At 46.6% G+C, this 23400-nt stretch carries 28 protein-coding genes and 2 tRNA genes; 12 read left to right on the forward strand and 18 right to left on the reverse strand.

Annotated features, from left to right (window positions below; genetic code table 11):
* Positions 1–1101, reverse strand: a complete 1101-nt coding sequence (locus F459_RS0113625) for a mandelate racemase/muconate lactonizing enzyme family protein (RefSeq protein ID WP_020613280.1) — start codon at positions 1099–1101, stop codon at positions 1–3.
* 155 nt (positions 1102–1256) lie between these two features.
* On the opposite strand from F459_RS0113625, the gene F459_RS0113630 reads away from it, so the two are divergent.
* Positions 1257–2378, forward strand: coding sequence for a GNAT family N-acetyltransferase (locus tag F459_RS0113630; RefSeq protein WP_020613281.1), 1122 nt, complete (start codon positions 1257–1259; stop codon positions 2376–2378).
* Between the two features lie 15 nt (positions 2379–2393).
* On the opposite strand, the gene F459_RS0113635 is transcribed toward F459_RS0113630, so the two are convergent.
* From F459_RS0113635 to F459_RS0113670, 8 genes are all read right to left on the reverse strand, one after another.
* Positions 2394–3347: an ABC transporter permease gene (locus tag F459_RS0113635; protein WP_020613282.1), complete on the reverse strand. Its 954-nt coding sequence runs from the start codon at positions 3345–3347 to the stop codon at positions 2394–2396.
* A complete protein-coding gene (locus F459_RS0113640) occupies positions 3347–4420 on the reverse strand; it encodes an ABC transporter permease (protein ID WP_020613283.1) in 1074 nt (357 codons plus the stop codon). Before F459_RS0113640 ends, F459_RS0113635 begins: the two co-directional genes overlap by 1 nt.
* Positions 4421–4425: 5 nt before the next feature.
* Entirely contained in the window at positions 4426–6006 is a 1581-nt protein-coding gene (locus F459_RS0113645) for an ABC transporter ATP-binding protein (RefSeq protein ID WP_020613284.1), read from the reverse strand.
* Positions 6007–6089: 83 nt separating this feature from the next.
* Positions 6090–7217, reverse strand: coding sequence for a BMP family ABC transporter substrate-binding protein (locus F459_RS0113650; RefSeq protein WP_020613285.1), 1128 nt, complete (start codon positions 7215–7217; stop codon positions 6090–6092).
* 110 nt (positions 7218–7327) lie between these two features.
* A complete protein-coding gene (gene thrA / locus F459_RS0113655) occupies positions 7328–9802 on the reverse strand; it encodes a bifunctional aspartate kinase/homoserine dehydrogenase I (protein WP_020613286.1) in 2475 nt (824 codons plus the stop codon).
* Positions 9803–9908: 106 nt separating this feature from the next.
* Entirely contained in the window at positions 9909–10136 is a 228-nt protein-coding gene (gene rpmB / locus F459_RS0113660; protein ID WP_013255336.1) for a 50S ribosomal protein L28, read from the reverse strand.
* A 92-nt stretch (positions 10137–10228) separates the two neighbouring features.
* Positions 10229–11965: a hypothetical protein gene (locus F459_RS0113665; protein WP_020613287.1), complete on the reverse strand. Its 1737-nt coding sequence runs from the start codon at positions 11963–11965 to the stop codon at positions 10229–10231.
* A gap of 3 nt (positions 11966–11968) precedes the next feature.
* A complete protein-coding gene (locus F459_RS0113670; protein ID WP_020613288.1) occupies positions 11969–12742 on the reverse strand; it encodes a DUF4037 domain-containing protein in 774 nt (257 codons plus the stop codon).
* A 48-nt stretch (positions 12743–12790) separates the two neighbouring features.
* On the opposite strand from F459_RS0113670, the gene F459_RS0113675 reads away from it, so the two are divergent.
* Complete coding sequence (locus F459_RS0113675) at positions 12791–13345, forward strand: hypothetical protein (RefSeq protein WP_245540174.1); 555 nt, start codon at positions 12791–12793, stop codon at positions 13343–13345.
* Here F459_RS0113675 and F459_RS0113680 read toward each other — a convergent pair.
* Entirely contained in the window at positions 13327–15024 is a 1698-nt protein-coding gene (locus tag F459_RS0113680) for a diguanylate cyclase (protein ID WP_020613290.1), read from the reverse strand. The genes F459_RS0113675 and F459_RS0113680 overlap by 19 nt on opposite strands.
* An 80-nt stretch (positions 15025–15104) precedes the next feature.
* Between F459_RS0113680 and F459_RS0113685 the strand changes: the two genes are divergently transcribed.
* Entirely contained in the window at positions 15105–15569 is a 465-nt protein-coding gene (locus F459_RS0113685) for a metal-dependent transcriptional regulator (protein WP_020613291.1), read from the forward strand.
* On the opposite strand, the gene nth is transcribed toward F459_RS0113685, so the two are convergent.
* On the reverse strand, positions 15535–16188 hold the full coding sequence (gene nth, locus F459_RS0113690) for an endonuclease III (RefSeq protein ID WP_020613292.1): 654 nt from the start codon (positions 16186–16188) through the stop codon (positions 15535–15537). The two genes, F459_RS0113685 and nth, sit on opposite strands and share 35 nt — an antisense overlap.
* An 81-nt stretch (positions 16189–16269) precedes the next feature.
* Between nth and F459_RS0113695 the strand changes: the two genes are divergently transcribed.
* The 9 genes from F459_RS0113695 (at position 16270) to F459_RS24565 (ending at position 19117) form a co-directional block, all read left to right on the forward strand.
* Positions 16270–16342 (forward strand) — tRNA-Pro (locus F459_RS0113695).
* Positions 16343–16350: 8 nt separating this feature from the next.
* Positions 16351–16424, forward strand: a tRNA-Arg gene (locus F459_RS0113700).
* A gap of 331 nt (positions 16425–16755) precedes the next feature.
* Complete coding sequence (locus F459_RS0113705) at positions 16756–17271, forward strand: GNAT family N-acetyltransferase (protein WP_020613293.1); 516 nt, start codon at positions 16756–16758, stop codon at positions 17269–17271.
* Positions 17272–17537: 266 nt separating this feature from the next.
* Positions 17538–17810, forward strand: a complete 273-nt coding sequence (locus tag F459_RS23015) for a type II toxin-antitoxin system RelE/ParE family toxin (RefSeq protein ID WP_020613294.1) — start codon at positions 17538–17540, stop codon at positions 17808–17810.
* On the forward strand, positions 17807–18103 hold the full coding sequence (locus F459_RS0113715; protein ID WP_020613295.1) for a helix-turn-helix domain-containing protein: 297 nt from the start codon (positions 17807–17809) through the stop codon (positions 18101–18103). Before F459_RS23015 ends, F459_RS0113715 begins: the two co-directional genes overlap by 4 nt.
* 13 nt (positions 18104–18116) lie before the next feature.
* Entirely contained in the window at positions 18117–18380 is a 264-nt protein-coding gene (locus F459_RS0113720; protein WP_020613296.1) for a DUF2442 domain-containing protein, read from the forward strand.
* 69 nt (positions 18381–18449) lie between these two features.
* The gene (locus F459_RS23635) at positions 18450–18728 is read left to right on the forward strand and encodes a BrnT family toxin (RefSeq protein WP_081623737.1); all 279 of its coding nucleotides are present in this window, start codon (positions 18450–18452) and stop codon (positions 18726–18728) included.
* Between the two features lie 4 nt (positions 18729–18732).
* Positions 18733–18948 carry a CopG family antitoxin gene (locus F459_RS0113725; RefSeq protein ID WP_020613297.1) on the forward strand — a complete coding sequence of 72 codons (216 nt, stop codon included), beginning with the start codon at positions 18733–18735 and terminating at the stop codon, positions 18946–18948.
* A 40-nt stretch (positions 18949–18988) separates the two neighbouring features.
* Positions 18989–19117 carry a hypothetical protein gene (locus F459_RS24565; protein WP_020613298.1) on the forward strand — a complete coding sequence of 43 codons (129 nt, stop codon included), beginning with the start codon at positions 18989–18991 and terminating at the stop codon, positions 19115–19117.
* A gap of 295 nt (positions 19118–19412) precedes the next feature.
* On the opposite strand, the gene F459_RS23965 is transcribed toward F459_RS24565, so the two are convergent.
* The 7 genes from F459_RS23965 to F459_RS24690 all read right to left on the reverse strand — a co-directional run.
* A complete protein-coding gene (locus F459_RS23965) occupies positions 19413–19583 on the reverse strand; it encodes a hypothetical protein (protein ID WP_154651690.1) in 171 nt (56 codons plus the stop codon).
* Positions 19584–19757: 174 nt separating this feature from the next.
* Complete coding sequence (locus tag F459_RS0113735; RefSeq protein ID WP_020613299.1) at positions 19758–20219, reverse strand: hypothetical protein; 462 nt, start codon at positions 20217–20219, stop codon at positions 19758–19760.
* Positions 20220–20370: 151 nt separating this feature from the next.
* Entirely contained in the window at positions 20371–21318 is a 948-nt protein-coding gene (locus F459_RS0113740; RefSeq protein ID WP_020613300.1) for an alpha/beta fold hydrolase, read from the reverse strand.
* Positions 21319–21389: 71 nt separating this feature from the next.
* On the reverse strand, positions 21390–21689 hold the full coding sequence (locus F459_RS0113745; protein ID WP_026295033.1) for a hypothetical protein: 300 nt from the start codon (positions 21687–21689) through the stop codon (positions 21390–21392).
* Positions 21690–21956, reverse strand: coding sequence for an integrase core domain-containing protein (locus F459_RS24685; RefSeq protein WP_407636029.1), 267 nt, complete (start codon positions 21954–21956; stop codon positions 21690–21692).
* Positions 21957–22533: 577 nt separating this feature from the next.
* Positions 22534–22977, reverse strand: a complete 444-nt coding sequence (locus tag F459_RS23970; RefSeq protein WP_169517952.1) for a hypothetical protein — start codon at positions 22975–22977, stop codon at positions 22534–22536.
* A 276-nt stretch (positions 22978–23253) separates the two neighbouring features.
* Positions 23254–23400, reverse strand: a 147-nt coding sequence (locus F459_RS24690) for an ATP-binding protein (RefSeq protein ID WP_169517953.1), incomplete at its 5' end; no start/stop codon positions are given.

A 23400-nucleotide genomic window follows, 5' to 3' on the forward strand; every position in this document is an offset into this window, starting at 1 on the left:
TTATTCTAAAACCAAACGACGATCGATTGCAATCGCCTTTTCGTCGAGGACTGCCCCATGCCCGGGCGCATCTCCCGGAGTAATGGTGGTGCCCTCGTACACGGCGCCACCGATAACAGGATCTATTGTGTGCATAAGGGGGCCGTCGAGGTCCGCATAGCGAAAAATCGGCCGCGCCGATGCAAGATGGGCGGCAGCACTCTGGTAGATTCTGCTTTCGCTCATACAACCTATCATACACTCGATACCCGAGGCCTCGGCAAGGGAGGCAATGGCCAGAGCGCCGGTAATACCCGCCGATTTCGAAAGTTTGATATTGAACAGGTCGCAGCTCTCCTCCTCTATCAGACGAAGGGCATCCGAAACGGAGAAAAGGGATTCATCGGCCATGATGGGAATCGAGGTACGACGGCGCAGCTCCCGGAGCTGATCGAAGCGATCGGCAGCAAGGGGCTGCTCACAGTACTCGATATTCCACTTTTCTATCGCGGTTAAAACCTTTACGGCATCGGGGAAGCTCCATCCCTGATTTGCATCGACACGGAGAAGGACCTCAGCTCCAACGGCCTTACGGATTGCCCTGACCCGCTCAATGTCCAAAGACGCATTGGTCCCAAGCTTTATCTTAACGGCATTATATCCCTTTCGGACAAAAGAACAGGCCCGCTCCGCCATCACCTCCGGTGAGAACAGACCGATGGTATCGTCACTTATCAAAGCCCGCCGGGAGCCCCCAAGAAAGGCATAGAGCGGCATGCAAGCCCGCCTTGCAGCAAGATCCCAGAGCGCAATATCAAAAGCGCTCCTGGCAGTGACATTATTGGGGAGAAATGCCTCCATTGTTTTCGCATGTTCATGAAATGCAGAGGCACTTTTGCCAAGGAGCAAAGGAGCAAGGGCCTCGGCAGCGGCAAATACCGTTCCGATGGTCTCGCCGACAATTGAACGAAAGGGATTTCCCTCCCCCGTACCGGTATTTCCCTCGCTGTCGCTTATGCGAACAAAAAGGGATTCGGTATCTCGAACCTCCATGGTAGCAATCCTAAAAGGAACCTCAAGAGGAATCCTCCCGGTCAAAAGTTCTATCCGTTTGATAAGCATACCCTAGAGTACCCTCGCTAAAACCATTAATCAAGATCCGATTTTCTTCCATGTTTTTCTCCTACCCATCCTTTCGTACAGTATGAAAACCTGGACAATCGTTAAGATTCGGGTGCATACTGATCACCATTGTAGAGCATCAAGGAGTACGCCAGATGGTCGACATCATTCAGGCAACTAATAACAAGATGTTAAAGGAGTTCATCAGATTTCCTTTTACCCTATATTACAACCATCCCTGCTGGGTCCCCCCTCTCTTTTTCGATGAATGGAACACCCTTCACTGGAAGAGAAATGCAGCCTACAGCTATTGCGAAAGCAGGTTTTTTCTCGCTAAGAGGGAGGGAAAAACCGTCGGAAGAATTGCCGCCATCAGAAACGACCGCTTCATTGAAAAGTGGAAACACCGCTACATCCGCTTCGGTTGGGTCGATTTTATCGATGATCCGGAGGTATCGCAGGCACTCTTTGCAGCAGTCGAATCATGGGCCGAAGAGCAAGGGATGGAGGGAATTCACGGCCCTCTCGGCTTTACCGATCTTGACCCCGAGGGGCTTCTCACTCAGGGCTTTGAGGAAGAGGGAACGCTGCCCATGATCTACAACTACGACTACTATCCCAGACATATCGAAGCCCTTGGGTATCATAAAGATGTAGATTGGCTGCAGTTTGAAATCCCCGTTCCGAAGGAGATCGGTCCTAAATTTACACGCCTTAAAAAAGTGGTGCTTGAACGAAATGAACTGCGCCTGGTTCAAGCAAAAAGACGAAGAGACCTTTTACCTCATGCCAGAGGAATTTTCGAGGTCATAAACAGATCGTACGCACAACTTTACGGTGTAGTCGAATTAAATGATGAACAGATTGATGCGTATGTAAGACAGTATTTCGGCTTTGTAAACCCGGACTTCGTCAAAATTATTCTGAATGAAAAGGATGAGGTCATAGCCTTTGCCATTGCCATGCCCCGACTATCATCGATGCTGATCAAACACAGAGGCAGGCTCTTTCCCCTCGGTGCCCTTGCGCTTCTGCATACCCTTCGTAAACCGACGGAACTTGTATTTTATCTTCTGGGGATCAGACCCGATTACCAGGTTAAGGGGCTTACCTCGATTCTCATGACCGAACTCTACAGGGAGTGCATTGATTACGGAATTACAAGAGTACAAACCTGCGGAGAGCTGGAAAACAATTCGAATATTGTCACTTTGATGAACAATTTTGAACACCGACAGCATATACGCCGCCGGTGCTATATCAAAACATGGAAATAGGCCTGGCAGGTGCGATTATTTATCTTCACGCATATAGCTAACGCCAAGAGCCGCAGGGGATCCGACCTTCCTGTTGTGCGTCTCCCACCAGGTCATTACAACGAGAACGATAACCGTCGCAAGATAGGGAGCCATGTTGAGGTAGGCAGCAGGGATGGTGGTACCCGAGGCCTGTAGACGAAACTGGACGGCATTGATGCCTCCGAAAATAATCGCTCCAAGTATTGCCCTGCCCGGATTCCACATGGAAAAAATAACCAAAGCAATGACAATCCATCCCCTTCCACCGGTGATATTCTCGGTCCAGCCAGGAGTATAGCTAAGTGAAAGATGAGCGCCACCAAGGCCTACCAGCATGCCTCCGAGTACGGTATAGACGTAACGTATTTTTGAGACATTCACACCCATGGCATCGGCAGTCTGAGGATTTTCTCCTACAGCCCTGAGATTTAATCCGTAGCGAGTCTTGTAAAGAAAAAACCAGGCAACGGGAATCAGGAGAAAGACAACATAGGTGAGCAGGTCCTGGTCGAATACGGCCCCAATAATCGGAAGCCGGGAAAGACCGGGAATGGCAACAGAATGGAAACGAGGAGCAACGAGCCCCGCAAGATAATAACCGTTGCTCTCAGGACCGAGTCGCTGTCCCAAAAAGCTTGCAAAGCCGCTGCCGAAGATGGTAATGGAGAGGCCGCTGACGACTTGATTTGCACGCATCGTTATGGAAAGAAAGGCATGCAGGGCGGCAAGGAGCGCTCCCACACCCATAGCTGCGAACACAGCAAGAAACAGGTTCCCGGTATGATAAGAAACAGAGAAGGCCGTAACTGCCCCCATCAGCATCATCCCCTCAATTCCAAGGTTGAGGATCCCCGACCGTTCGGTATAGATTTCGCCGATGGTTGCATAAACCAAACTGGTTCCGGCTCTAAGGGTTATGGCAAGAATTGAAGTTATAAGAAGGATCATTATACCCCCTCCTTTTCCGGCTTTATCACTTTCAAGCGATATTCGGTAAAGAGACTACCCGCCAGCATGGGGAAGAGGATCATCCCCTGGAGGACCAGGCCCATGGCAGAGGGAAGCCCCATAGTCATCTGGACTTGATCACCCCCAACCAAAAGTGCGGCCATGAGGAGTCCCACAAATAATGAGGCAATCGGGTTGAGTTGGCTCAGCCAGGCCACAATGATGGCGGTATAGCCATAACCGATTGATAGCCCCTGCTGGAGGCGGTGACTGATCGCCGTCACTTCGCAGGCACCCGCAAGCCCGGAAAGAGCCCCGGAAAGCAGGAGTGCCAGGAGGATATTTTTTCCGATACCGACACCAAGGCAGCGGGCAGCCTTTTGGTTCTTGCCGATCATCTTTAGTTCAAATCCCCAGCGAGTACGATTCATGACGACCCAAAGAAGGAGACCGATGATAATGGCAAACCAGAGGCCGGCATGGGCCCGTCCGGAAAATCGCGGCAGCCAGGCGGCCTCGGGAAACATTCTCGTACCGGGGAAGCCAAAGCCCTTTGGATCCCGCCATGGTCCATAGTATAAACCCTCGGAAAAGAGGATCGCGACATAATTGAGCATCAAAGTGGTAAGGGTCTCATCCACCCCCAAACCGACCTTAAGCCCTGCAGGAATTCCCGCCCACAAGGCACCGGCAAGGGCCCCTACAATAATTGCCACAGGCAACAGAAGAGGAGCAGGCAGCCAGGAAGACCAAAACAGGGCAACCCACGCCGCCGCCACACCTCCGAAGGTAAGCTGCCCCTCGGCCCCGATATTCCAAAACCGAAGTCGGAATGCTATGGAGACCCCCAAACCGGTAAGCATAAGAGGAATCGCCTTGACCAAGGTTTCGGTGAAATTACTCCAAGAGCCAAAGGCACCGGCAAACATCCCTGCGTAGGTTTTCAGAGGATTGGTTCTGAAAATTAGAAGAAGAATCCCGGTAAGAAAAAGGCTGATGATAAACGACACCACCGGAACAAAAATAAGCGCCCGGCGGCTCATGAACTTTCTTTTTTCAAAAACCACTCTCATGGCGGCTACTCCTGTTCACATGTTGCGGCGGCGAGCTTCGCAGCCTCTTCTTCAACCTTGGCAAGGGGAACCCCGGCCATCATCAGGCCGAGCTTTTCAGTATCCGCCTCCTCGGAAGAAACAATTCCCATTATCTGGCCTTCAAACAATACGGCAATCTTGTCGGCAACGGAAAGGAGTTCTTCGAGGTCTTCCGAAACCATAAGAACCCCTTTCCCTTTATCCCGCTGGGCAACAATCTCGTTACGAACGGCCTCGGTCGCACCGACGTCAAGCCCACGACTGGGATAAGCTGCGACCAGAAGACCTCCGCAAGCATCAATTTCTCGGGCCAAAATGGTCTTTTGAATATTGCCGCCGGAGAGGAATTTCACATGGGTCTGTGGCGCGGGAGTCGAAATCTTAAAAAGGTCTATCATTTTCCGTGCCATCAGCAATATCCTTTTCGGATTAAGAAAACCACCCTTCAAAAGAGGGGGCTTTCGGTATCCCTTCATGGCAAGGTTATTGGCGACACTCATATCGCCCACCACTCCCATGGCGATGCGGTCGGAGGGAATATGACTTACTCCCGCCTGAATCATGGCAAAGGGACTACGTCCCGTCATGTCTCGTCCTTCGAGAAATACCTTTCCGCCGGTAGATGAATGAAGGCCGGTTATGACCTCCGTAAGTTCACGCTGACCGTTACCCGCGACACCTGCAATCCCCATGATCTCGCCGGTCCGGACTTCCAGATTAATGCCCTTTAAAGCAGGGAGCCCCTTTTCGCCGTCGGCACGGATATCCCGAAGTTCAAGAACAACCTCTCCGGGGATAGAATGTTTTTTTTCAATTCGGAAAAGGACTTCCCGACCAACCATGAGCCTTGCAAGCTCCTGAGGATTGGTTTCGGAGGTACGCTTCACCGTAACCAGCCGCCCCTTTTGAAGCACCCGTACCCAATCGGAAAAGTCAATCACCTCTTCCATCTTGTGTGTGATAAAAATCGCAGAACGCCCTTCATTGGTCATCTGTTGCAAGACACAGTTTAATTCATCCGATTCCTGAGGAGTGAGCACGGCAGTCGGCTCATCAAGGATAAGGATGGTTGCCCCCCGATAGATCTGTTTCAGGATCTCGACCCGCTGCTGCTCGCCAACCGAAAGCTGCCAAATATATGCAGCCGGATCAACTTTCATGGAATAGTGTTCGGAAATTTCGTGAATCTTGCGATAGACACTCCGCATATCAGGAATCGCCGCGACACTCTTGAGGCCAAGAATAATGTTCTCGGCAACGGTCATCGTATCTACCAGCATAAAATTCTGGTGTACCATCCCAATGCCCAAATCCATGGCATCCCTTGGACTTTCGATATCAACACGCTTGCCGCGAATATAAATCTCACCTTCATCGGGGCGATAGAGTCCAGCGAGAACATTCATCAGTGAACTCTTTCCTGCCCCATTTTCGCCGAGAAGGGCAAGAACCTCTCCGCAGTAGAGTTCAAGATCAACATGGTCGTTTGCCACGACTCCGGGGAACCGCTTGGTTATTCCCTTCATCTCAAGGATAGGGATTTTCCCTACTTCGTCACTTCCCATCTCGTGCAACCTTTGAATATGGTATGAGAAGACCCGGCAGAAGCCGGGTCCGATGATTCGAACAATTGATTGGCTATATGCCGTTAATTACCGCTCTTTCCAAGAACACCGTCCACAAACACACTCATGTTGAGCATATCGGGATCACTCATCTTCTCACCGGCAGGTACCATCATACTCCCATCCTGGGCCTTGACAGGTCCCCAGAAAACATCCCATTCTCCGGCCTCGATCTTAGCGGTCTCTTCATCGACCAGGGATGTAACATCGTCGGTGACCTTCGGGCTGAACTCGGAAAGCTCAACAACGCCGTCTTTCAAGCCACCCCAGAAGGAGTGAGACTTCCAGACCCCAGCCATGGCCTGCTCGATGGTTTCAGCATAATAGGGTCCCCAATTCCACATGGGACTTACAAGGACGGAATCACCAACGAATTTGCCCATATCGGAGTCGTAACCGATGGAAACCATTCCCCGTTCCTGGGCAGCCTTCTGCGGTTCGGTAGTATCCTGGTGCTGAGTAATCAAATCACAGCCATCGTCAAGCAATGCAACGGCGGCCTCCCGTTCTTTTACAGGGTCGTACCAGGTGTTGGTCCAAACGACCTTGACGGTGGCATTCGGATTAACCTTTCTCGCACCAATGGTAAAGGCATTGATTCCACGAATAACTTCGGGAATAGGGAAGGCGCCTACGTAACCGATTTTGCCGCTCTTGGAACTCTTTCCGGCAACCAGTCCGGCAAGATAGCGAGCCTGATACATTCGGCCGAAATAGGTCGACATGTTCTCAGCAGTTTTATAACCGGAACAATGCTCAAAATAGACATCAGGAAACTCCTGGGCAACCTCGTACATGAAATCCATATAACCAAAGCTGGTGGCAAAAATCATGTCGTATCCCTTCTGAGCATACTGACGGATGATCCTTGCGGCATCAGGCCCTTCGGGCACATTTTCGATAAAGGTTGTTTCAACCTTATCCCCGAGCTGAGCCTCTACATATTTTCGCCCCCTTTCATGCTCATAGGTATAGCCGAGATCCCCCGGAACACCTATATAAACAAAAGCAGCTTTAAAGGGTTCTGCCTGTGCTTCCTGCGACTCCGCTGCGGGCACTTCGGCAACCGGTTCTTCCTTTTTCTGGCAGCCGGCAAAGAATACCGACATAAGCACCAGCCCCACAATCAGCGTGAGTAATACCTTTTTCATCTCCACTCTCCTTTTATTGGAAATTTACAACATTGTACAACAGAACAAGAAGGAGGCAAATAGTTTTCATAAAAATAGTGTTCGGAATCGTGGTGATATCGAAACAGCAACTACAACTTAGCACCAAGATAACTGGCAAGACGCAACAGATCGGCGAACACACCTCCAGCCGTTACCTCAGGCCCTGCACCAGGCCCCTGAATAACAAGAGGCTGCTGCCGATATCGTTCGGTCGTAAAAGCCACGATGTTATCGCTTCCCGTGATACGAGCAAAAGGATGATCCATCGGGTAGCCCTTCAATTCGACACGGCAGTTTCCCGACTCATCGATGGAACCGACATACTTGAGCATCTTGTTCTCAGCCTGGGCACCCTTAAGCAACCCGTCCATCTCCTCGTCTATGTCGCTCAGCTGTTCCATAAATTCCGAAACCGGGACCTCCACGAGATGGGGAGGGACCAGGCTCTTCACCGGAACATCCCCGACCTCAACGGGGTAACCGACCTCTCGGGCAAGAATTACCGTTTTTCGAACAATATCCATCCCCGAAAGGTCGTCCCGGGGATCAGGCTCGGTATACCCCAGCTTTTTCGCTTCGGCAACCAACGAGCTAAATGGCGCGGAACCGTCGAATCGCCAGAAAAGGTAGGCCAACGTACCTGAAAAAACGCCTTCGATGCTTATTATCTTGTCTCCGGTACGGATAAGCTCGCGCAAGGTCCCAATGATAGGCAGACCGGCACCAACGGTCGTTTCATATAAGAAGTGGCGACGGCGCCGATTGGCAATTTCCGTCATTTTCGTGTATTCATTCCATGGTGCCGTACCGGCCTTTTTATTGGGGGTGATGATATGGATTCCTCGATTCAACCACTCTGCATACCGTTTGGGAAGTTCATCACTGGAGGTACAGTCGATGATCACCGCATGAGGAAAATAGTCTGCAGCGACATGGTCGACGAAGCGATCGATATCAGCCTCTTCTGCATGCTCTTCAAGCGTCTTTTTCCAGCCGTCGATGTCGATTCCCTGCTCGGCAAGGGTCATTCTCCGGCTATCGGTAATCCCCCTGACCCGAAGATCGAGGTTAAAGGCTTTACGAAGCGCCTTACTTTCACCTGCAATCTGATTGATGAGGGTTCCGCCAATCAGTCCAGGCCCGATAATCCCGATACTGAGACTCTGGGGGGAAAGATAGAAGCCAGCATGTACCGCTCGAAGCGCCCTGGCCGAATCGGAACGACGTATCACCGCGCTGATGTTGCGCTCTGATGAGCCTTGTGCAATGGCTCGTACATTGACACCGGTCTTGCCAAGAGCACCGAAAAAATTCGCGGCAATTCCGGGAATACCGGACATCTGGTCCCCTACCGCAGCAAGGATGGCACAATCCCCTTCTATATCGATAGAGTTGATTCGATACGTGGCGAGCTCGGAGGCAAAGGCTCCTGTCGCCGTCTCCTTCGCCTCTTCCCCCTGGGCGGAAGGAACGGCACAGCAAATCGAATGCTCGCTGGAGGCCTGGCTGATCAGAATAACGGAGATCCCTTTTCCGTTTAGGGCACGAAAAAGTCTGGCGGAAATTCCGGGAACACCGATCATCCCCGCCCCTTCAATATTCAAAAGTGCGATATCCGAGATAATCGAGAAACCTTTTACGGGATGGTCCGCACCATTTGTGTTTTTTCCCGATATTCTGGTTCCCGGGAAATCGGGATGGGCAAAAGGAGAAATGCTGATGGGAATATCCTTGATCATCGCGGGAGTCATGGCAGGAGGATGAAGAATGTCCGCCCCGAAAAAAGCGAGTTCCGTTGCTTCTTGGTAGGTAAGTTCGGGAATCACCTCTGCTCCCGGAACCATATTGGGATCGGCACTCATGACCCCGTCGACGGAGGTCCAAATCCGCACCGCTTCGGCCTCTACAAGATTGGCAAAAATCGTTGCGGTCATCTCCGCACCGTCGGAGTGAAAAGAGGCCCCGCCCCCGTTTTCAAGGGCTGCAAGGCCCCCGGGAACGACAAGGACATCAAAGGAATTGTCTTTTTCCAGAAAATTCTTCCACCGCAGCTCGGTCTCGCTCCAGCACACTTCCGGACCGGATTCGCTGTAGCGAATGACCAAAACCTCTTCCGCATTGCCGTAACGGACGGATAAGCCCTCGGCCTTGAGGCGTGCGGCAATCGCAGCCGTAATCCATATGGTTCCTAGTGAACTGATATAGTAGCGGGTTCTGTCAGAACAGTCCCTGACAAGCCATACGGCCCTGATGATGTCTTCAAGATCATGGAAATCACGCCGCAGGCGCTCATCGAACTGATCACGATAAAGGGAGGGAACCATTTCATCGATCATGGAAAAACGATTCTCCCGCAGCTCCTCCATCCGGCCCCACAATTGTTCGTTTCTGGCCATTGCCAGATGTATCAAAGATATGAGGATCCCGGTGACATCTTTCTCTGAGGCAACGGAGACAACGGAACGCATGTCTGTGCCGTCGGAGAGAATCTCCTTTAAACGATTAATACCTTCGCGGCTTCCGCATGCCCTGCCGTCTACCCGATGTACAAGCCACCCGCTCATATCTTTCTCCTTGTCGTAATAAGATACTAGTAAAAAAAATACCCGAAGCTCCTTAAAGGCGCTCCGGGTATCTGCACTTCGTCGGTTAAAACAGAAAAGCCCTGCTTTACGCCTTCACAACTTTGTTGCTTTTCAGGCAGCGAGTGCAGACTGTAATAGTCTTTTTCTGGTTTCCGACAAGAGCCTTCACCTTTACCAGGTTAGGCTTAAATACGCGTTTCGTTCTGACTCCGATATGCTGGCCGGCCCCCCCCTGTTTCTTGGGTTGACCCTTTCGCGGTACGCTATGGCCGGCTACCGTTCCTTTTCCACAAATTTCACATCTCCGCGACATCGTTTCGTACCTCGACTTATTATTCACCCTACAAAGGCACCGGCACTATAGCAGATTCGGCAAAACATGTAAAGCCATGGAAAGGTGCTATTTTACTCTCTTTCCACGCGACGGGTGTCAAATAAATTCCCGGCAAGAACCCCAGCCGTTTCAAAAGCCGCCGATTCAATTGACGCTGCACTTCGACGAAAGTGGTCGGGATACTGTGAGGCAAAAAGCTCCAGCCGCTCTTTTTCCTCAGGCTTGGCAACTATCAATGTCGGAATGGTATGATTGAAAAAGTAGGAATCAACCCTGCTTATATCCTGCTGCATAAGATACGCCATAAATTCATTCACCAAGAGATAATTGTCTTGTAAGACATTATAACGCTTCCAATCAAGGAAGATACGCCAAAAATCTTGTTCTTCGGCCGAAAGCGTGTTCCAATAGGAAAATACCCGATCACGAAAAGGCTTACTTGAGAAGAAAAGACCGTGATATCCTTCATGGACCAAAAAGAGATAACGCAGCCGGTCGGAAGACTCCCTGGAAAGAGAAAGGAATCCCCCATCCACACCTTTCCAGCCGCCCGCTTCATCGGGAGCAATGATGTTGTTCTCCTCCAGAATATCCCGCAGCATGTATTCTTCGTCGTTTAGAGGGAATTCCAGACGCTGTGCCTCGGTAAAAAAGCGAGCAAGATCTTCGCTACGATAGTCGTGGGCATTCCAGCCGTGGCGCTTTTCCAGCGCCTCATTTGGTAAGAGCTCCCCGGCGCTGCCCTTTTTTTCGACAAAAAAAGCAAGCCGTTTCAACATTGCCGATTGGACCGCATAGTCCCGATAATCAAAAATCAGGAGCTGAGGAAAAAGGTTCCATGAATAGAGTTCAAAATCACTCCGTCGCCATGTGGAGGCCGAACGGTCGAGGACCTCACCCATGTCTGCGGGCATGGGCGACCATCGGTTATCGGTCCACAAGGCCCTTCGATTGATGCGCAGGGCCTGCGGGGTAAGCCCCTCTTCGCCTTCAAGCTCAATCCGAAGATCGCCGGACAACGAAAAATCAGGAAGAAAAAAGAGCTCATGCTCGCCGGGGCGCAAGGTAATCGTGTAGTCGGAACGAAACGCTCCTTCATTCCGAAAAATCCGAATTTCTGCCTGTCCCGGCATTTCCAGCGCCGCATCGAAACGATAATCAAGTTCAAGCTCATGCCGATAGAGACTGCTTCCATCCGGTCCGATATAAAACTCGAGGTTCCATTGTCCCGGTTCGGCCCCACCTGCATCAACACGGCAAGATGGATAAAGCGAGGCCTCCCAACGTTGGGAAGTCTCCTTTTCAAAATCGGGAAAGCGCACAGCAAAAAGATGTTCCGTCGGATCTGCAAAGCCGACTCCACGGAGCAGAAAAGAGGAATATGCCGGAACCTTCCCTGCCCCTATCCTGAACCACGGCAGCGATGTCTCCATTGTGATGGGTAAACGTACCGTGGTTTCCCAGGATTCAGGCGTATGAGGAAGCGGAAACGCGAAAGTCTTCTTCATGCCTAATACCGAGTCACCGGCCTCAAGGTTCAGGTCTATTCCGGGGCTGATATAGTCGACAAGAAAATCACGACCGGAGAAAAAACTTGTATCGCCTTTGATATAGTAGCGAGGAGTGACAGAGCCCTTCTCCGAGACAAAGAGTCGACCTTCTTCAGCTCTCGAACGATTTGGCCGTTCCCGAAGATGCAAGTTCGCGTCGGTGCCGATAATCTCGACCGATTTCACGGATCCGCCACAGGAGGCGAGCAGTACTGCACATCCCATAAAAACAAAAGAGAACAATAACGTATGTTTCATATTTCATCCATGCATCAGGAGTATGCTTCTCGTCAACAGCTCTGCAACTTCCCGTTTCCGCTCCGGGCCGAACTCAACATCGTCCCGCATGAGCGAATCGAAGCGGCCGCGAAAATTCTCGGGTAGTACTGGAAGAGTAAGCACCTGCTCTCCCAGCTGCCGGGGGGATGGCTCAAAGCGATGATTTACCGCGAGAAGGAAACTGCAAATTCTTCGGATAAAGCCTGCAAGGCTGATGACATAAAAAAGGGAATCACCCCGTACAACCGCCGATCCGAGATCTGCAAGATGGTGTTCGGCCCTTGCACGGTGCGCCTCCGACAGCTGCGTCCAGAAAGAAGCAGGGATCCGGTCGAGTTGGCCACGGACCTCATCGAGCCAAACGCCTTCCTGGAAGATGATTCGTCCGTAGCGGAGACGATAGAAGGTATAGGTACCGGAATCGCGGAAGGCCGCAAGGTTTTCATCAGGGCTTCTCAAAAGGCGATTGATAAAATCGATATATTTATATTCGATTCGAACCGGCAGGGTATCGATAAAAAAACGGTCTTTCATTGCATAGGCGGAACTTTCGAAAGCCCCTAAACCGGAAAAAATATCTTTTCGAACCTGGGGGTCGGGAAGCGAACCCCGATAGTATACATCGAGACTAAGATAGAAATAGGGATCATCGGGAGATATTTCCGCGGATTCATGAAGCGTAATTGCCTCTATCCCTGAGATAACCTTTAACTGCTCAATAAGCTTTTTTGCAGCCTGGGCAACATCGCGTACCATCAAATATCCTCCTTGCGCAACCGGGGATCCTGTGACATGCTTTTCGGCATGGAAACGATACCCGCAGGTCGGTATGGGGTCATACTGCCAAACGACACCCTATCTTCGGCAATCACATCGTTGCAGACACGCTTATATCGGGAGCTCGGCCTCTTCCAGGCCAGATTCTTCCCGCCAATGGTGCCGCTGTTTCTCCTCAAGCATAGCGATTTCTCAGAGGAAAGACCAGTCCGAAGCGAAGAGGGGCGATTGATCGGGAAAGAAATCCGTACGGCTCTTCCCGGTCTGCTGCACTACACAACACCGGCGGCTTTTCCCGACGGAAGCATGGGGCTGCCTTTGGGGGAAGACGAAAGCAGTGCACTTTCATCACTGTCTTCCAGAATTTCAGGAGCGCAGGCGCTTTCGTCTATAGAGACTGTGATTCTCATCCTCCCGGGAAACAATCAAAAAAAGGGAAAAGAGAAAAACGAAGCATTGAGGCTCGCAAAGAATTGTTTTCCGACAGGGGGGACCCTTACCAAATGGAACCCCGCCTTTCTCGACATCAGAACGATCGATGAAGAGGGGATTTTCTGGACACTTTATCCCTTGATCTCTTGATGATGATAGACAACCACACGGTTGCGCCCGTTTTCTTTGGCACTATACAGGGCCTTATCGGCGGCCAGACTGAGTGTCGATGCATCCGCACATTCGGGAAAACCAGCTATGCCACAGCTAAAGGTCACAAAGAATTGCTCTGATTCTGATTGCTGAATTACCCGTGAGAAATTTTCCCTAATTTCATTCATGATACGCTCGGCGGCGGTGACATCTGTATTCAAGAGGATAATACCGAACTCTTCACCGCCGTAACGGCCGATGATATCGGTACGCCTCAAACGATCAAGCAGAAGTCGCGCCAGATTCTTTAAGACACGATCTCCGGTGAGATGGCCATAGGTATCATTTACCCGTTTAAAATGGTCGGCATCGATCATGGCAAAGGCGAGGAACGTTTCCGAACGTGAGGCTCTGAGGAGCTCACGGGAAAGATGTTCCTTGAGATTCGTATGATTCAAAAGTCCCGTGAGGGAATCCCGCTCCATAAAATACCGAATATTTCTGTTTCGTTCGGCCCGGGTACTGACAACTTGGACCAGATAATCAGGATTAATAGGTTTGGTGAGAAAATCATCTCCGCCCCTGCAAATGGCTTCCATCTGTTTCTCTTTGTTTGATTCAAAGGAAAGAAAGACGATGGGCACACCTACAAATGCCTCATGCTGACGAAGGAGTGCGGTTAGTTCGATTCCGCTGCATCCGGGCATGTACATATCCATGAGAATCAACTCAGGTTTCGATTCGATCAGGATGCTCAGCACCTTCATGGGATCACTGGCAACCGAGGTTACCATACCTGCCTGCTGGAGAAGAAATGCATAGTAGGCCACCTGTTCGGGATCATCGTCGACAATAAGAATATGATACGGAGCAGCCTCAACCCTGGAGACAAGGCCGTCTATTTTATCCACGAGACGCCCAATATCCAGAGGCAGGAGAAAAAAAGCATCACCGCCCGCCCGTACAGCCTGCAGCCGCGTCATGAAATCTTCGTGTTCCGAAACAAAGATGATACCAAGCTTATTGCGGTAATGCCGTTTTACGGCCGATAAACCAGCTGAAAGCTCTTTATCGTGAAGAAGATGCTCGGTGTTGACAATAAGAAGCCTTCGCCCTCCCGACTCGAGTTTCCTCCGTACAATCGAAAGGTCATCAATCTCCTCAACCTCATATCCGTAATAGCCCAGCTGCTCGACAACATTGGAGGCAATCACGCCTGTACGGTCGACAAGATGGATAATTTTCTTTTCGGAAAGGCTCCCTCCCCCATCGCTCTTCGAATCTGGGCTTTGCTGTAACTCAGAAAAATCCGGGGCTTCCAACTCCTCCAGTTCTTCCGGCTCGCCCTCTTCACAGAGCCCCTCCAGAGCAGTTATTGCCTCCCTGAGACGGGAGTAATCTTCCGGCTCAGGAGGCTCTCCACTTTCAATAAGCTGCTCCAATCGATTTTCCAGGGCCTTTCCATTTCGAGAAAGTTCTTTAAAACCAAAAGTAGCCCCGGAACCGGCAAGTTTATGGACAAGAAGACGAAGTGTAGGAAGACTCCCGGCAGAACCATCCCTTTCCGCCATCATTAAAGCATCTTTAATTTCCCGGAAACGTTCGGGAAGCATTCTTATATACTCATCCGCAAGGGCGGCAAGCTTTTCTTTTAATTGAGCGGAGAATTCGTCCATCCTTCGATTATGGTTGAGAAGATATGCCGAGTCAAGGAAGAGGTTGCCTTGAAGCCATCTCTTTAGTATAGTGTTATACTATGATCAATGATAGTGACTTGTCGGCCAGCCTGGAAGACTACCTCGAAGCCATCCTGATACTGGAAAAACGTAATCGAGTTGCCCGTGTAAAAGAAATTGCGGAAGCGCTAAATGTCCAAATGCCCTCGGTGTCCGGGGCCTTAAAGGTTCTTCGCAGCAGAGGATTGGTCCACTATGAAAAAAACAGTTATATACGTCTGACGGAAGAAGGGATGAAGGTGGCCAAATCGATCCAGGATCGACACTTTGCCCTTGCCGGATTCTTACGAAAGGTGCTTAATCTTTCCGCAGATAGCGCTCAGGATATCGCCTGTAAAATCGAGCATGTCATCACCCCAGAACTTGCATCAAGGTTCAGAAGTTTGACTCAGTATATCGAAGACGAAGTTATTGCTAATCAGATGAGTCGAGATTCTTGGGAAATGCTCATTACCGGTCATCAGAAGAACGATTCCGATAACTGAAATAGCGACACACATCTTGTACAACACATTCGGAACATCGAGGATTCCTGGATAAACAGACATAGCGCCCGTGCAGGTTGGCGGCCATGGAAAAATCGGTTTGGTCGGCAGAGGGAATCAGGCTTTTGAGTTCTCTCTCAACAATCGCCGGATTTTCGCTATCGGAAAGGCCGATACGTCTGACAACCCTTCCGAAGTGAGTGTCAACAATGATTGCAGGCTTGCCAAAGCACTCCCCCAACACTACATTGGCACCTTTCCGCCCCAGCCCCGGAATCATCAACAGCTCTTCCATAGATTCCGGCACTCTTCCATCGAATTTTTCAAGTAAAGCAGCGGCTGCTGCCACAATGTGACGTGCCTTGACACGATAAAAGCCAACCGAATGGATAAGGTCCTCAATCTCTTCGCCATCGGCCTCGGCAAGCGATTTCGCATCAGGAAAACGTCGGAACAGTTTCTCGGTAACAACATTAACCTGCGCATCTGTTGTTCTGGAAGAAAGGATGACGGCAATCATAAGCTGATAACAGTTATCATGCCGCAAAAGCGTTTCGGCCTTTGGCCATGTCTGCAAAAGGCGCTCGACCACCATTGCCGACAGCGAATCTCGATTCATAAAGATAGCCTATCATAAGCGCAGAAGAAGGCCAACGGCTTGACCCAAAAGAGGACGATCGTTATACTTTGCCTCGGTCTCCGGGATGTAGCCTAGTGGCTAAGGCGCCTGCTTTGGGAGCAGGAGATCGCCAGTTCGAGTCTGGCCATCCCGATGATGCATGCGTCCATAGCTCAGCTGGATAGAGCAACGGCCTTCTAAGCCGTAGGTCGCAGGTTCGAATCCTGCTGGACGTAGTTTTAATTCTTTATATTATAAACAATTATACAAATAATTCATTTTTATCAATTTTGTTTCTGTCTTCATTGCACCCCAAACGATTTTATGACACAAGAATTTTATGCCTCGGAAACCAGATCCATGGACAGTTGAACGAATTCGCGGTCTGGCCGCCTCTATCATCGTGAATGTGCTGCAAGCTGTGTTTTGATTTGTGTGTTTGGTGGAGGTATAGGAGTTGTACCCTTCGCATGGCAGAATTATAATACTCCCACGTCATTTCGATGGTTATCTGCATGAATTTTATGTTGATAAAAGAAGTTATATGTCATTTTATCGGAGATAGTAGTGAAAAGAATATTAGAAACAGAGAGACTCTTTCTCAGAGAGTTAGTTGCAGACGATAAAGTAGAGCTATCAAAAATATTAAGCAATCCAGATTCAATGCAATTTTACCCAGCGCCATTTAGCGATAAAGAAGTTGAGGATTGGATTAAATGGAGCATTGATAATTACAAAAGATATAGGCATGGACTCTGGGCTGTCATTCTAAAAGAAGGGAATATTTTCCCTGGCGATTGTGGAATAACTATGCAAGACATTAAAGGTGAAAAACTACCTGAACTTGGATATCATATCAAAAAAGAATATTGTAATAAAGGATATGCCACAGAAGCAGCAAAAGCATGTATGGACTATGCATTTAGAACGCTATATTATCCAGTTCTTTATACATATACAAAACATGATAATAGGCCTTCAGATAGAGTTGCAGAAAAAACCGGAATGAAGTTTGTGAAGTGTTTTGAGAAAGAGGTAATGGGAGAAGTGGTTAAGGAAAAACTCTACTGCAAACACCGATAAAACGACATATAACAGCGAATATGCGTTTTCGTCGCCTGCGGCTTCACCTAAATGGCCTTTGGCCGCAAGCTTCCTATGACAAGTTGGTGTATTTACGGAACGTTTGATGTAATATCAAATTTGAAGATAACGTTTTTAGGCTGTTATAGCTAAAAAGAAAGCAAATTATTTTTGTTGAGGTCTTGCTTAAAGTTATCATTTATGATAACTTTAAGTCTATGAAATAGGAAATTGTATTTTTTAGTGAAAAGGTCTCAAAAGAGACAATGAAATTTCCCAAAGGAATATTGGCAGACTTCTTACATATAGCTGAAATGATTGAAAGCTTTGGTCCGTCTCTTGGGATGCCATATACAAGAGCCATGGGAGGGGGGCTATTTGAAATCCGAGCAAAAGGGAAAGAAGGCATCGGACGGTCCTTATTTTGTACTGTTAAGGATCAGAAAGTGATAATTTTACATTCGTTTGTAAAGAAAACGAATAAAACGCCAAAGCAAGATTTAGAACTTGCTCGGAAACGACTGAAGGAGGTTCAATGATGGAAACAGTTTCTTTTAATGATTTCAAGAAAGAGGCGTTAAACGATCCTGAAGTTCGAAAAGAATATGAGACACTCAAGCCAGACTATGAACTCCGGAAGAGATTAATTGAATTACGACTTCAGGCAGGCTTAACCCAGGAAGAATTAGCGAAGAGATTACATACTCAGAAAAGCAATATTTCCAGGATAGAGAATGTGAATACAAAGAACTCGCCGCGTCTTTCTACGATAGAAAATTATGCGCGTGCAGTTGGATATAATATAAAAATAGATTTTATCCCGACGACATAATGCCGAGGAGTTCATGTATTTGGGTGTTAAAGACGTAAAACCTCTTCAAGATTACAAATTGTTACTTACCTTCGAGAATGATGAAGTACGTTATTTTGATATGTATCCCTATCTTGATTTAGGAATTTTCTCGGAGTTGCGGGATATCGCAAAATTCAATGCGGTATCGGTTAAATTTGATACTATAGAATGGTCCAACGGGGCAGACTTAGATCCTGAAGTTCTTTATAGCGAAAGTTCTGTTGAGGCCCCCCCATTTACCTACGACCAACTTTAGCTATTGGTAAAGCTTTGTTGAAATTCAAAATGACTTGATTTATACTGACTTTATAATTATAATATAATTATTATATCTTTTGAATGGGATGAGACAAAAAATGCGATTAATATTCAAAAGCATGGCGTCTCATTTGAAGAAGCACAATCCGTGTTTTATGATGAAAATGCTGTTGAGTTTTTTGATGAATCGCACTCTGATTTAGAAGATAGATTCATCATGTTGGGATTTAGTAGCCACTTACGATTATTAGTTGTTTGTCACTGTATACGAAAGAAAGAATCCATAATCCGAATTATTTCAGCTCGTAAAGCTACTACTAACGAATCAAAATACTATGGAGGGTGATATTATGAGAGACGAATATGATTTTTCTAAAATGAAATCTCGTAAAAATCCATATGCGAAAAAGATCAAGAAGCAAATTACCATAAGGCTTGCAGTAGAGACTATAGATTATTTTAAGGGCTTAGCGGAAGAATCGGGCTTACCATATCAAACCCTTATAGATTTATATTTAGATGATTGCGCTAGAAATAACAAGAAAATGGAAGTTAAATGGAACTAAGAGGCATTTTCGACTTCCGATAGCAGAGGAAAGCGGCGGTATGAAGAACGAGGTTAAATACGAAAAGGCTCCGGAAGACATACGAGAAGAATTGTTAGTGGCTAAAGAGGTGGAAGATGTACTCCCCCCTCCAGAGTTGTTAATACCAAGAGAAGAGACAAAAAAATAACGATCACTCTTTCTAAAAAGAGCATTGATTTCTTCAAGCAAATCTCGGAGGAAACAAATACTCCATATCAACAAATGATTCGTAAGGTCTTAGATACCTATACAGATCATTATGCAAAATGAGAAAAATGGACGCGCTGATATGCGGTTCCATCATCATTATAGTGTAATGTAAACCATGTTGAATTTCTTTCAAAATACGTTAATAGAATCGTCAATAAAAACTTTTTGAGGATGCCTAGTTACAGAATTTTAATAGTGTGTTACCCTATAAAAATAGGCGAAAAACAGGCAATCTATAATGGCTTTAATTCTTCTTGTGGTAATTGTGCAAGGAATATCGGGATTTTTGTAGGGCCTGTAGTTTTGACGCTTACAATACTTCCTGCCAATTCTTTATTATCTTCCGCATTCCATTCCTCCGTAAATATTTTCACGGAGAATAATACATTTTCAGATTTTTCCAAGAAGGGAAGAATTACCGCTTACGTTTATCTGAATCAAGTAGATAGAAAGAAACTTTTAATGTAAATTCCTCTGCGTGAATCTTTGGCAGTGTCCCTCCTGGGTCGATCGCAAATGGTATTTATAGTTCATTAAGAAGTTCCAACTAATTCTCCTGCAAGATGTTTACTGATATATCATTTATTCAGGCCAAGAAGATTTCTTGTCAGTATAATATTCTCATCCTTTTGCTGGATGTTTATTTTAAGATTCCTTAACGTTCTCTGAAAATTTTGTTTTTGATTATTTTCAAGCCACTCGAACCCAATTTCTTTTACAAATTTTAGTATCTCAGAGACACAATTGTTTTGGGAGTATTCATCAACCGAAAAGTCCGGATAATAGTTTTTATATCCCTCAGAATTGGGCCCATTTAGTGCTATAGCATCAAAATTGTCATATTCATGTCTTAATGCAATATGAACCCGAAAGGATGAAGCGTAAGAGAATTTATGGAGATGAATAATTTCATACCAAGGTCGATGAGTTTGTCGAACGAAGAAAGTTGGTTTTGTGTGAGAGAATCCCAATTCTTTCAGTTCTCTTCCGAGTTGATTTTGAATTTTTCGAACCAACTTCTTCTCTTCAACTTTTTCCAATGCTTATTCCTTATTATTCAATTCGTTCTATAGTCAATTTAGAATACATCGTGTGTCTGCATAACATACGCTTCAGCTGTAATGCACCTGTGTTTTAAGGTGCGCGTCAGTGGATCCAAGGATAGGGCGGATTATCAGCTGGAAGCGATTGTTAGTCGGTTTCTCTTCGAGAGTTCTCAATCATTTCAAATATTGATTCAATTACTATTTCTGGCCTTTCCAGGTGAATATAGTGTCCGACACCTTCGAGTATGGATTGTTTGCTGTTCCTACTTAATCCCAACAGTTCCGATTGGAGTTTTACCCAAAGTTTCTCTCTGTCACTAATTATTTTCCCTGCCTTTTTTGATGTTAGAATATGCAATGGAATATTTCCAAAGTCATTATAATCTTCAGCTTGTTGCAACGATCGTACAGATGCTGCAGTCTCATCAAACCATGTAAGACTGTTCTTCTTATAGCACGTTAGTGCTACTCGGTATAAATCGTTTGGTATTCCATACTGCTTTAAAGATTCCTTCTTGATCCCTAACTTCAACAACAGCCATATTAGTGGTCTAATTCTTTCATTGGGTATTGTCTTCTTAACTCCTACTTCCTTCATTCGCTCAAATGCTTGTGGATGCAAGGGATCTAGGAAAACCATCCCGACTATTTTTTCAATATTCATCCCGGCAAATATACGCCCATAGATTCCGCCCATTCCGTGACCTACGATTAGGTAGGGACCGGTATCTCCTTGAGCGGCAAGCAATGCTTCTACTTCTAACGCAATTCTTTCGCCAGTCCTTGGTAATTCGCCTTCATCGCTCCAGAAATAGCCTAGTCTATCAAAGCAAACCGTTTTTGTTTGCTTGCCAATTTCATCCTGGATTTCCTTCCAGTTAATAAATGTTCCGTACATATCAATATCAGAGAAAAATATGACTGTTGGACTTCCCTTTCCTCGTATGCGGATATGCATTGCCTTATTATTTACTAATACAATATCGCCAAAGTGTTCATATCTTTCCATATTATTAGGTTCAGAACCAAAGCAGCTGCAGCTAATGACTATCATAAATAGGGGCAGCAACCATTTTCTATTCATTCTGATCATGTTTCTCCTTCAATCAGCCTAGGCTCCATGTATTAGCCAATGCATGATGAACGAAAGTCCAACCACATTGATTACACTCTTTTTACGTAATCATACTCCATTATATCATAGATTTTGAGCTCATGTTCATTTAAGTAACCAAGGAGAAATCCCCTAAACCAAACGTGATAAATCCCTTCCCCTATATCTCCAAAACCAAGTTGCTTACCCTTGAATGCTGTTCCCACGAATATACTATCATCCTTACCGACACGGATGATTCCATTCTTGCAGATGTTTCGCACTCTGTATTCTGAAGGGTAGCTCCATTCCTCTATTTTCTTTGGATATGACCTTTTCGATTTCTCATAAATTGAAACAGGAGTTACCATCTATAGAGCTTCATGGGGACGTTCTATATTATATTCTCTGGTAAACTTATTGAACTTTATCTGTTGGCTTCTGAGACTTTTACCAGGATCCCTACAAGCTTCCGCTTTCAACACTCGATGCATCCTTTCATGCTTTCCATTCTGCTGTGGGGCTGCTGGAGCACTGAATACGGGAAGGATACCTAACTCCGTCAACCAGACAGAAAGCTGTGTATACCTTCCGAGAGAACGAACGTTGGCAAAGGGCGAACCATTGTCTGTATGCAATTGTTCAGGAAGTCCATATTCTTTGAAGGCAGTTTCAAAAACAGGCTTAGACTGCTCCAGATTAGGTCTGGAGAGACCTTTTATCTTTATTATGAAACGGGCGTAGGTATCTCAGATGGTAAGGGGATAACAATATTTATTGTCCGTTGTTTTGAACTCCCCTTTGTAATCGGCACTCCAAATATCGTTACATTCTTCCGCTTCAAATTTGGGATAGCGTCTTTCTACATGAATCCGTTTTTTTTCGCTCGGGAATCAGGTCATTTCTTTTTAATACGTTATTGATCGTTGATCGGGCTGGGATATGATTATAAATCCCCACTTGCTCCAATTTCCATTGGAGCTTCTTCGCACCCCAGGTATGGCTGCGTGGCGTTCACTGGCATGTGTTTGTGCTCTTTCCTTCATGCATTATACCATATCTTTCATAGATTAGTGCTTCCACTTTAACCCAAGCTCTTCTTTACCCAATCTCAAGCACAAACCATGACAGTAGCCACGTCTGCTCCAATTGTTGGTTATGTGGAAGTCTATTGTATTTAGGCTTAAAGGAATATTTAATTCCTCTATTCAATGGCTATTTCGCTCGGTAGTGTGATCTTACATAAGTTCCATCTTTACGGTAGTAGCCATGAACAAAAACTGTTTCGCGTCGACCATCACCATCATTATCAACACCATACAAATCTCCATTTTCAGCGCGAATTCCTGTTGCGGGTAAAACCTTGAAATATTGATTTACATTGAAAATTTGATTCCAAGCATATTTAGTGTAAACGCTATTCGGCATTTGAGTACTTAGTCGTTGATATGCTTGGTAATATAAAGAATATGTATTTGAATTAAAACCATATAGCATCCTGTAGGAATATGCGGTTCGATACCAAGTCATTGCATCGTTACATTCATTTTTCAGAATTTCTATATATAAAGGTAGAGCATGAACATAATCATCTGAATTGTAATAATCATTGGCTGTATGAATTAATGAAATAGAGGTTGAATTGTTTATCATTGTCACTTCAGTGACACTATTCCCTGTAGAGATTGAAGCAATACTTGAGTTTCTGGTTGTCTCAATGCTTACAAAAATGCAGACCGTAATAAAAATAGATAGATTATTATATGGCTCGGTTTAATTTTCATCTTAGAATTTAAAAAAATCCCCAAAATGCCATCATACTTAATTTTTCAAATATGGAATAACTTTGGGATCATTTTCATAAATTACTGTCAACACCGGAATGAAATTGCAGTTTTCCACCGGAGCTAAATTGCAGACATCCGGTAAAATTTTTTAGAAGCCAACGGCTCCAATTTTCATTCTGTCTTTCATGCGATACGAATCACCCTTCAGGCTGACTACATGCGAATGATGTAGGAGCCGGTCTAAGGTAGCAGTGGCGACCGCATCATCAGCCATAATCTCACCCCACTTGCCAAA

Origin of the sequence: Sediminispirochaeta bajacaliforniensis DSM 16054 (assembly GCF_000378205.1) — a bacterium.
Taxonomy (GTDB): Bacteria; Spirochaetota; Spirochaetia; order DSM-16054; family Sediminispirochaetaceae; genus Sediminispirochaeta; species Sediminispirochaeta bajacaliforniensis.

Excerpts from the sequence above, each read along its gene's own strand:
- F459_RS0113625 (WP_020613280.1), bottom strand. The coding sequence starts at position 1,101 with ATGCTTATCAAACGGATAGAACTTTTGACCGGGAGGATTCCTCTTGAG.
- F459_RS0113630 (WP_020613281.1), top strand. The coding sequence starts at position 1,257 with ATGGTCGACATCATTCAGGCAACTAATAACAAGATGTTAAAGGAGTTC.
- F459_RS0113635 (WP_020613282.1), bottom strand. The coding sequence starts at position 3,347 with ATGATCCTTCTTATAACTTCAATTCTTGCCATAACCCTTAGAGCCGGA.
- F459_RS0113640 (WP_020613283.1), bottom strand. The coding sequence starts at position 4,420 with ATGAGAGTGGTTTTTGAAAAAAGAAAGTTCATGAGCCGCCGGGCGCTT.
- F459_RS0113645 (WP_020613284.1), bottom strand. The coding sequence starts at position 6,006 with ATGGGAAGTGACGAAGTAGGGAAAATCCCTATCCTTGAGATGAAGGGA.
- F459_RS0113650 (WP_020613285.1), bottom strand. The coding sequence starts at position 7,217 with ATGAAAAAGGTATTACTCACGCTGATTGTGGGGCTGGTGCTTATGTCG.
- thrA (WP_020613286.1), bottom strand. The coding sequence starts at position 9,802 with ATGAGCGGGTGGCTTGTACATCGGGTAGACGGCAGGGCATGCGGAAGC.
- rpmB (WP_013255336.1), bottom strand. The coding sequence starts at position 10,136 with ATGTCGCGGAGATGTGAAATTTGTGGAAAAGGAACGGTAGCCGGCCAT.
- F459_RS0113665 (WP_020613287.1), bottom strand. The coding sequence starts at position 11,965 with ATGAAACATACGTTATTGTTCTCTTTTGTTTTTATGGGATGTGCAGTA.
- F459_RS0113670 (WP_020613288.1), bottom strand. The coding sequence starts at position 12,742 with ATGGTACGCGATGTTGCCCAGGCTGCAAAAAAGCTTATTGAGCAGTTA.
- F459_RS0113675 (WP_245540174.1), top strand. The coding sequence starts at position 12,791 with ATGGAAACGATACCCGCAGGTCGGTATGGGGTCATACTGCCAAACGAC.
- F459_RS0113680 (WP_020613290.1), bottom strand. The coding sequence starts at position 15,024 with ATGGACGAATTCTCCGCTCAATTAAAAGAAAAGCTTGCCGCCCTTGCG.
- F459_RS0113685 (WP_020613291.1), top strand. The coding sequence starts at position 15,105 with ATGATCAATGATAGTGACTTGTCGGCCAGCCTGGAAGACTACCTCGAA.
- nth (WP_020613292.1), bottom strand. The coding sequence starts at position 16,188 with ATGAATCGAGATTCGCTGTCGGCAATGGTGGTCGAGCGCCTTTTGCAG.
- F459_RS23015 (WP_020613294.1), top strand. The coding sequence starts at position 17,538 with ATGAAATTTCCCAAAGGAATATTGGCAGACTTCTTACATATAGCTGAA.
- F459_RS0113715 (WP_020613295.1), top strand. The coding sequence starts at position 17,807 with ATGATGGAAACAGTTTCTTTTAATGATTTCAAGAAAGAGGCGTTAAAC.
- F459_RS0113720 (WP_020613296.1), top strand. The coding sequence starts at position 18,117 with ATGTATTTGGGTGTTAAAGACGTAAAACCTCTTCAAGATTACAAATTG.
- F459_RS0113725 (WP_020613297.1), top strand. The coding sequence starts at position 18,733 with ATGAGAGACGAATATGATTTTTCTAAAATGAAATCTCGTAAAAATCCA.
- F459_RS24565 (WP_020613298.1), top strand. The coding sequence starts at position 18,989 with ATGAAGAACGAGGTTAAATACGAAAAGGCTCCGGAAGACATACGAGAA.
- F459_RS0113740 (WP_020613300.1), bottom strand. The coding sequence starts at position 21,318 with ATGATCAGAATGAATAGAAAATGGTTGCTGCCCCTATTTATGATAGTC.
- F459_RS0113745 (WP_026295033.1), bottom strand. The coding sequence starts at position 21,689 with ATGGTAACTCCTGTTTCAATTTATGAGAAATCGAAAAGGTCATATCCA.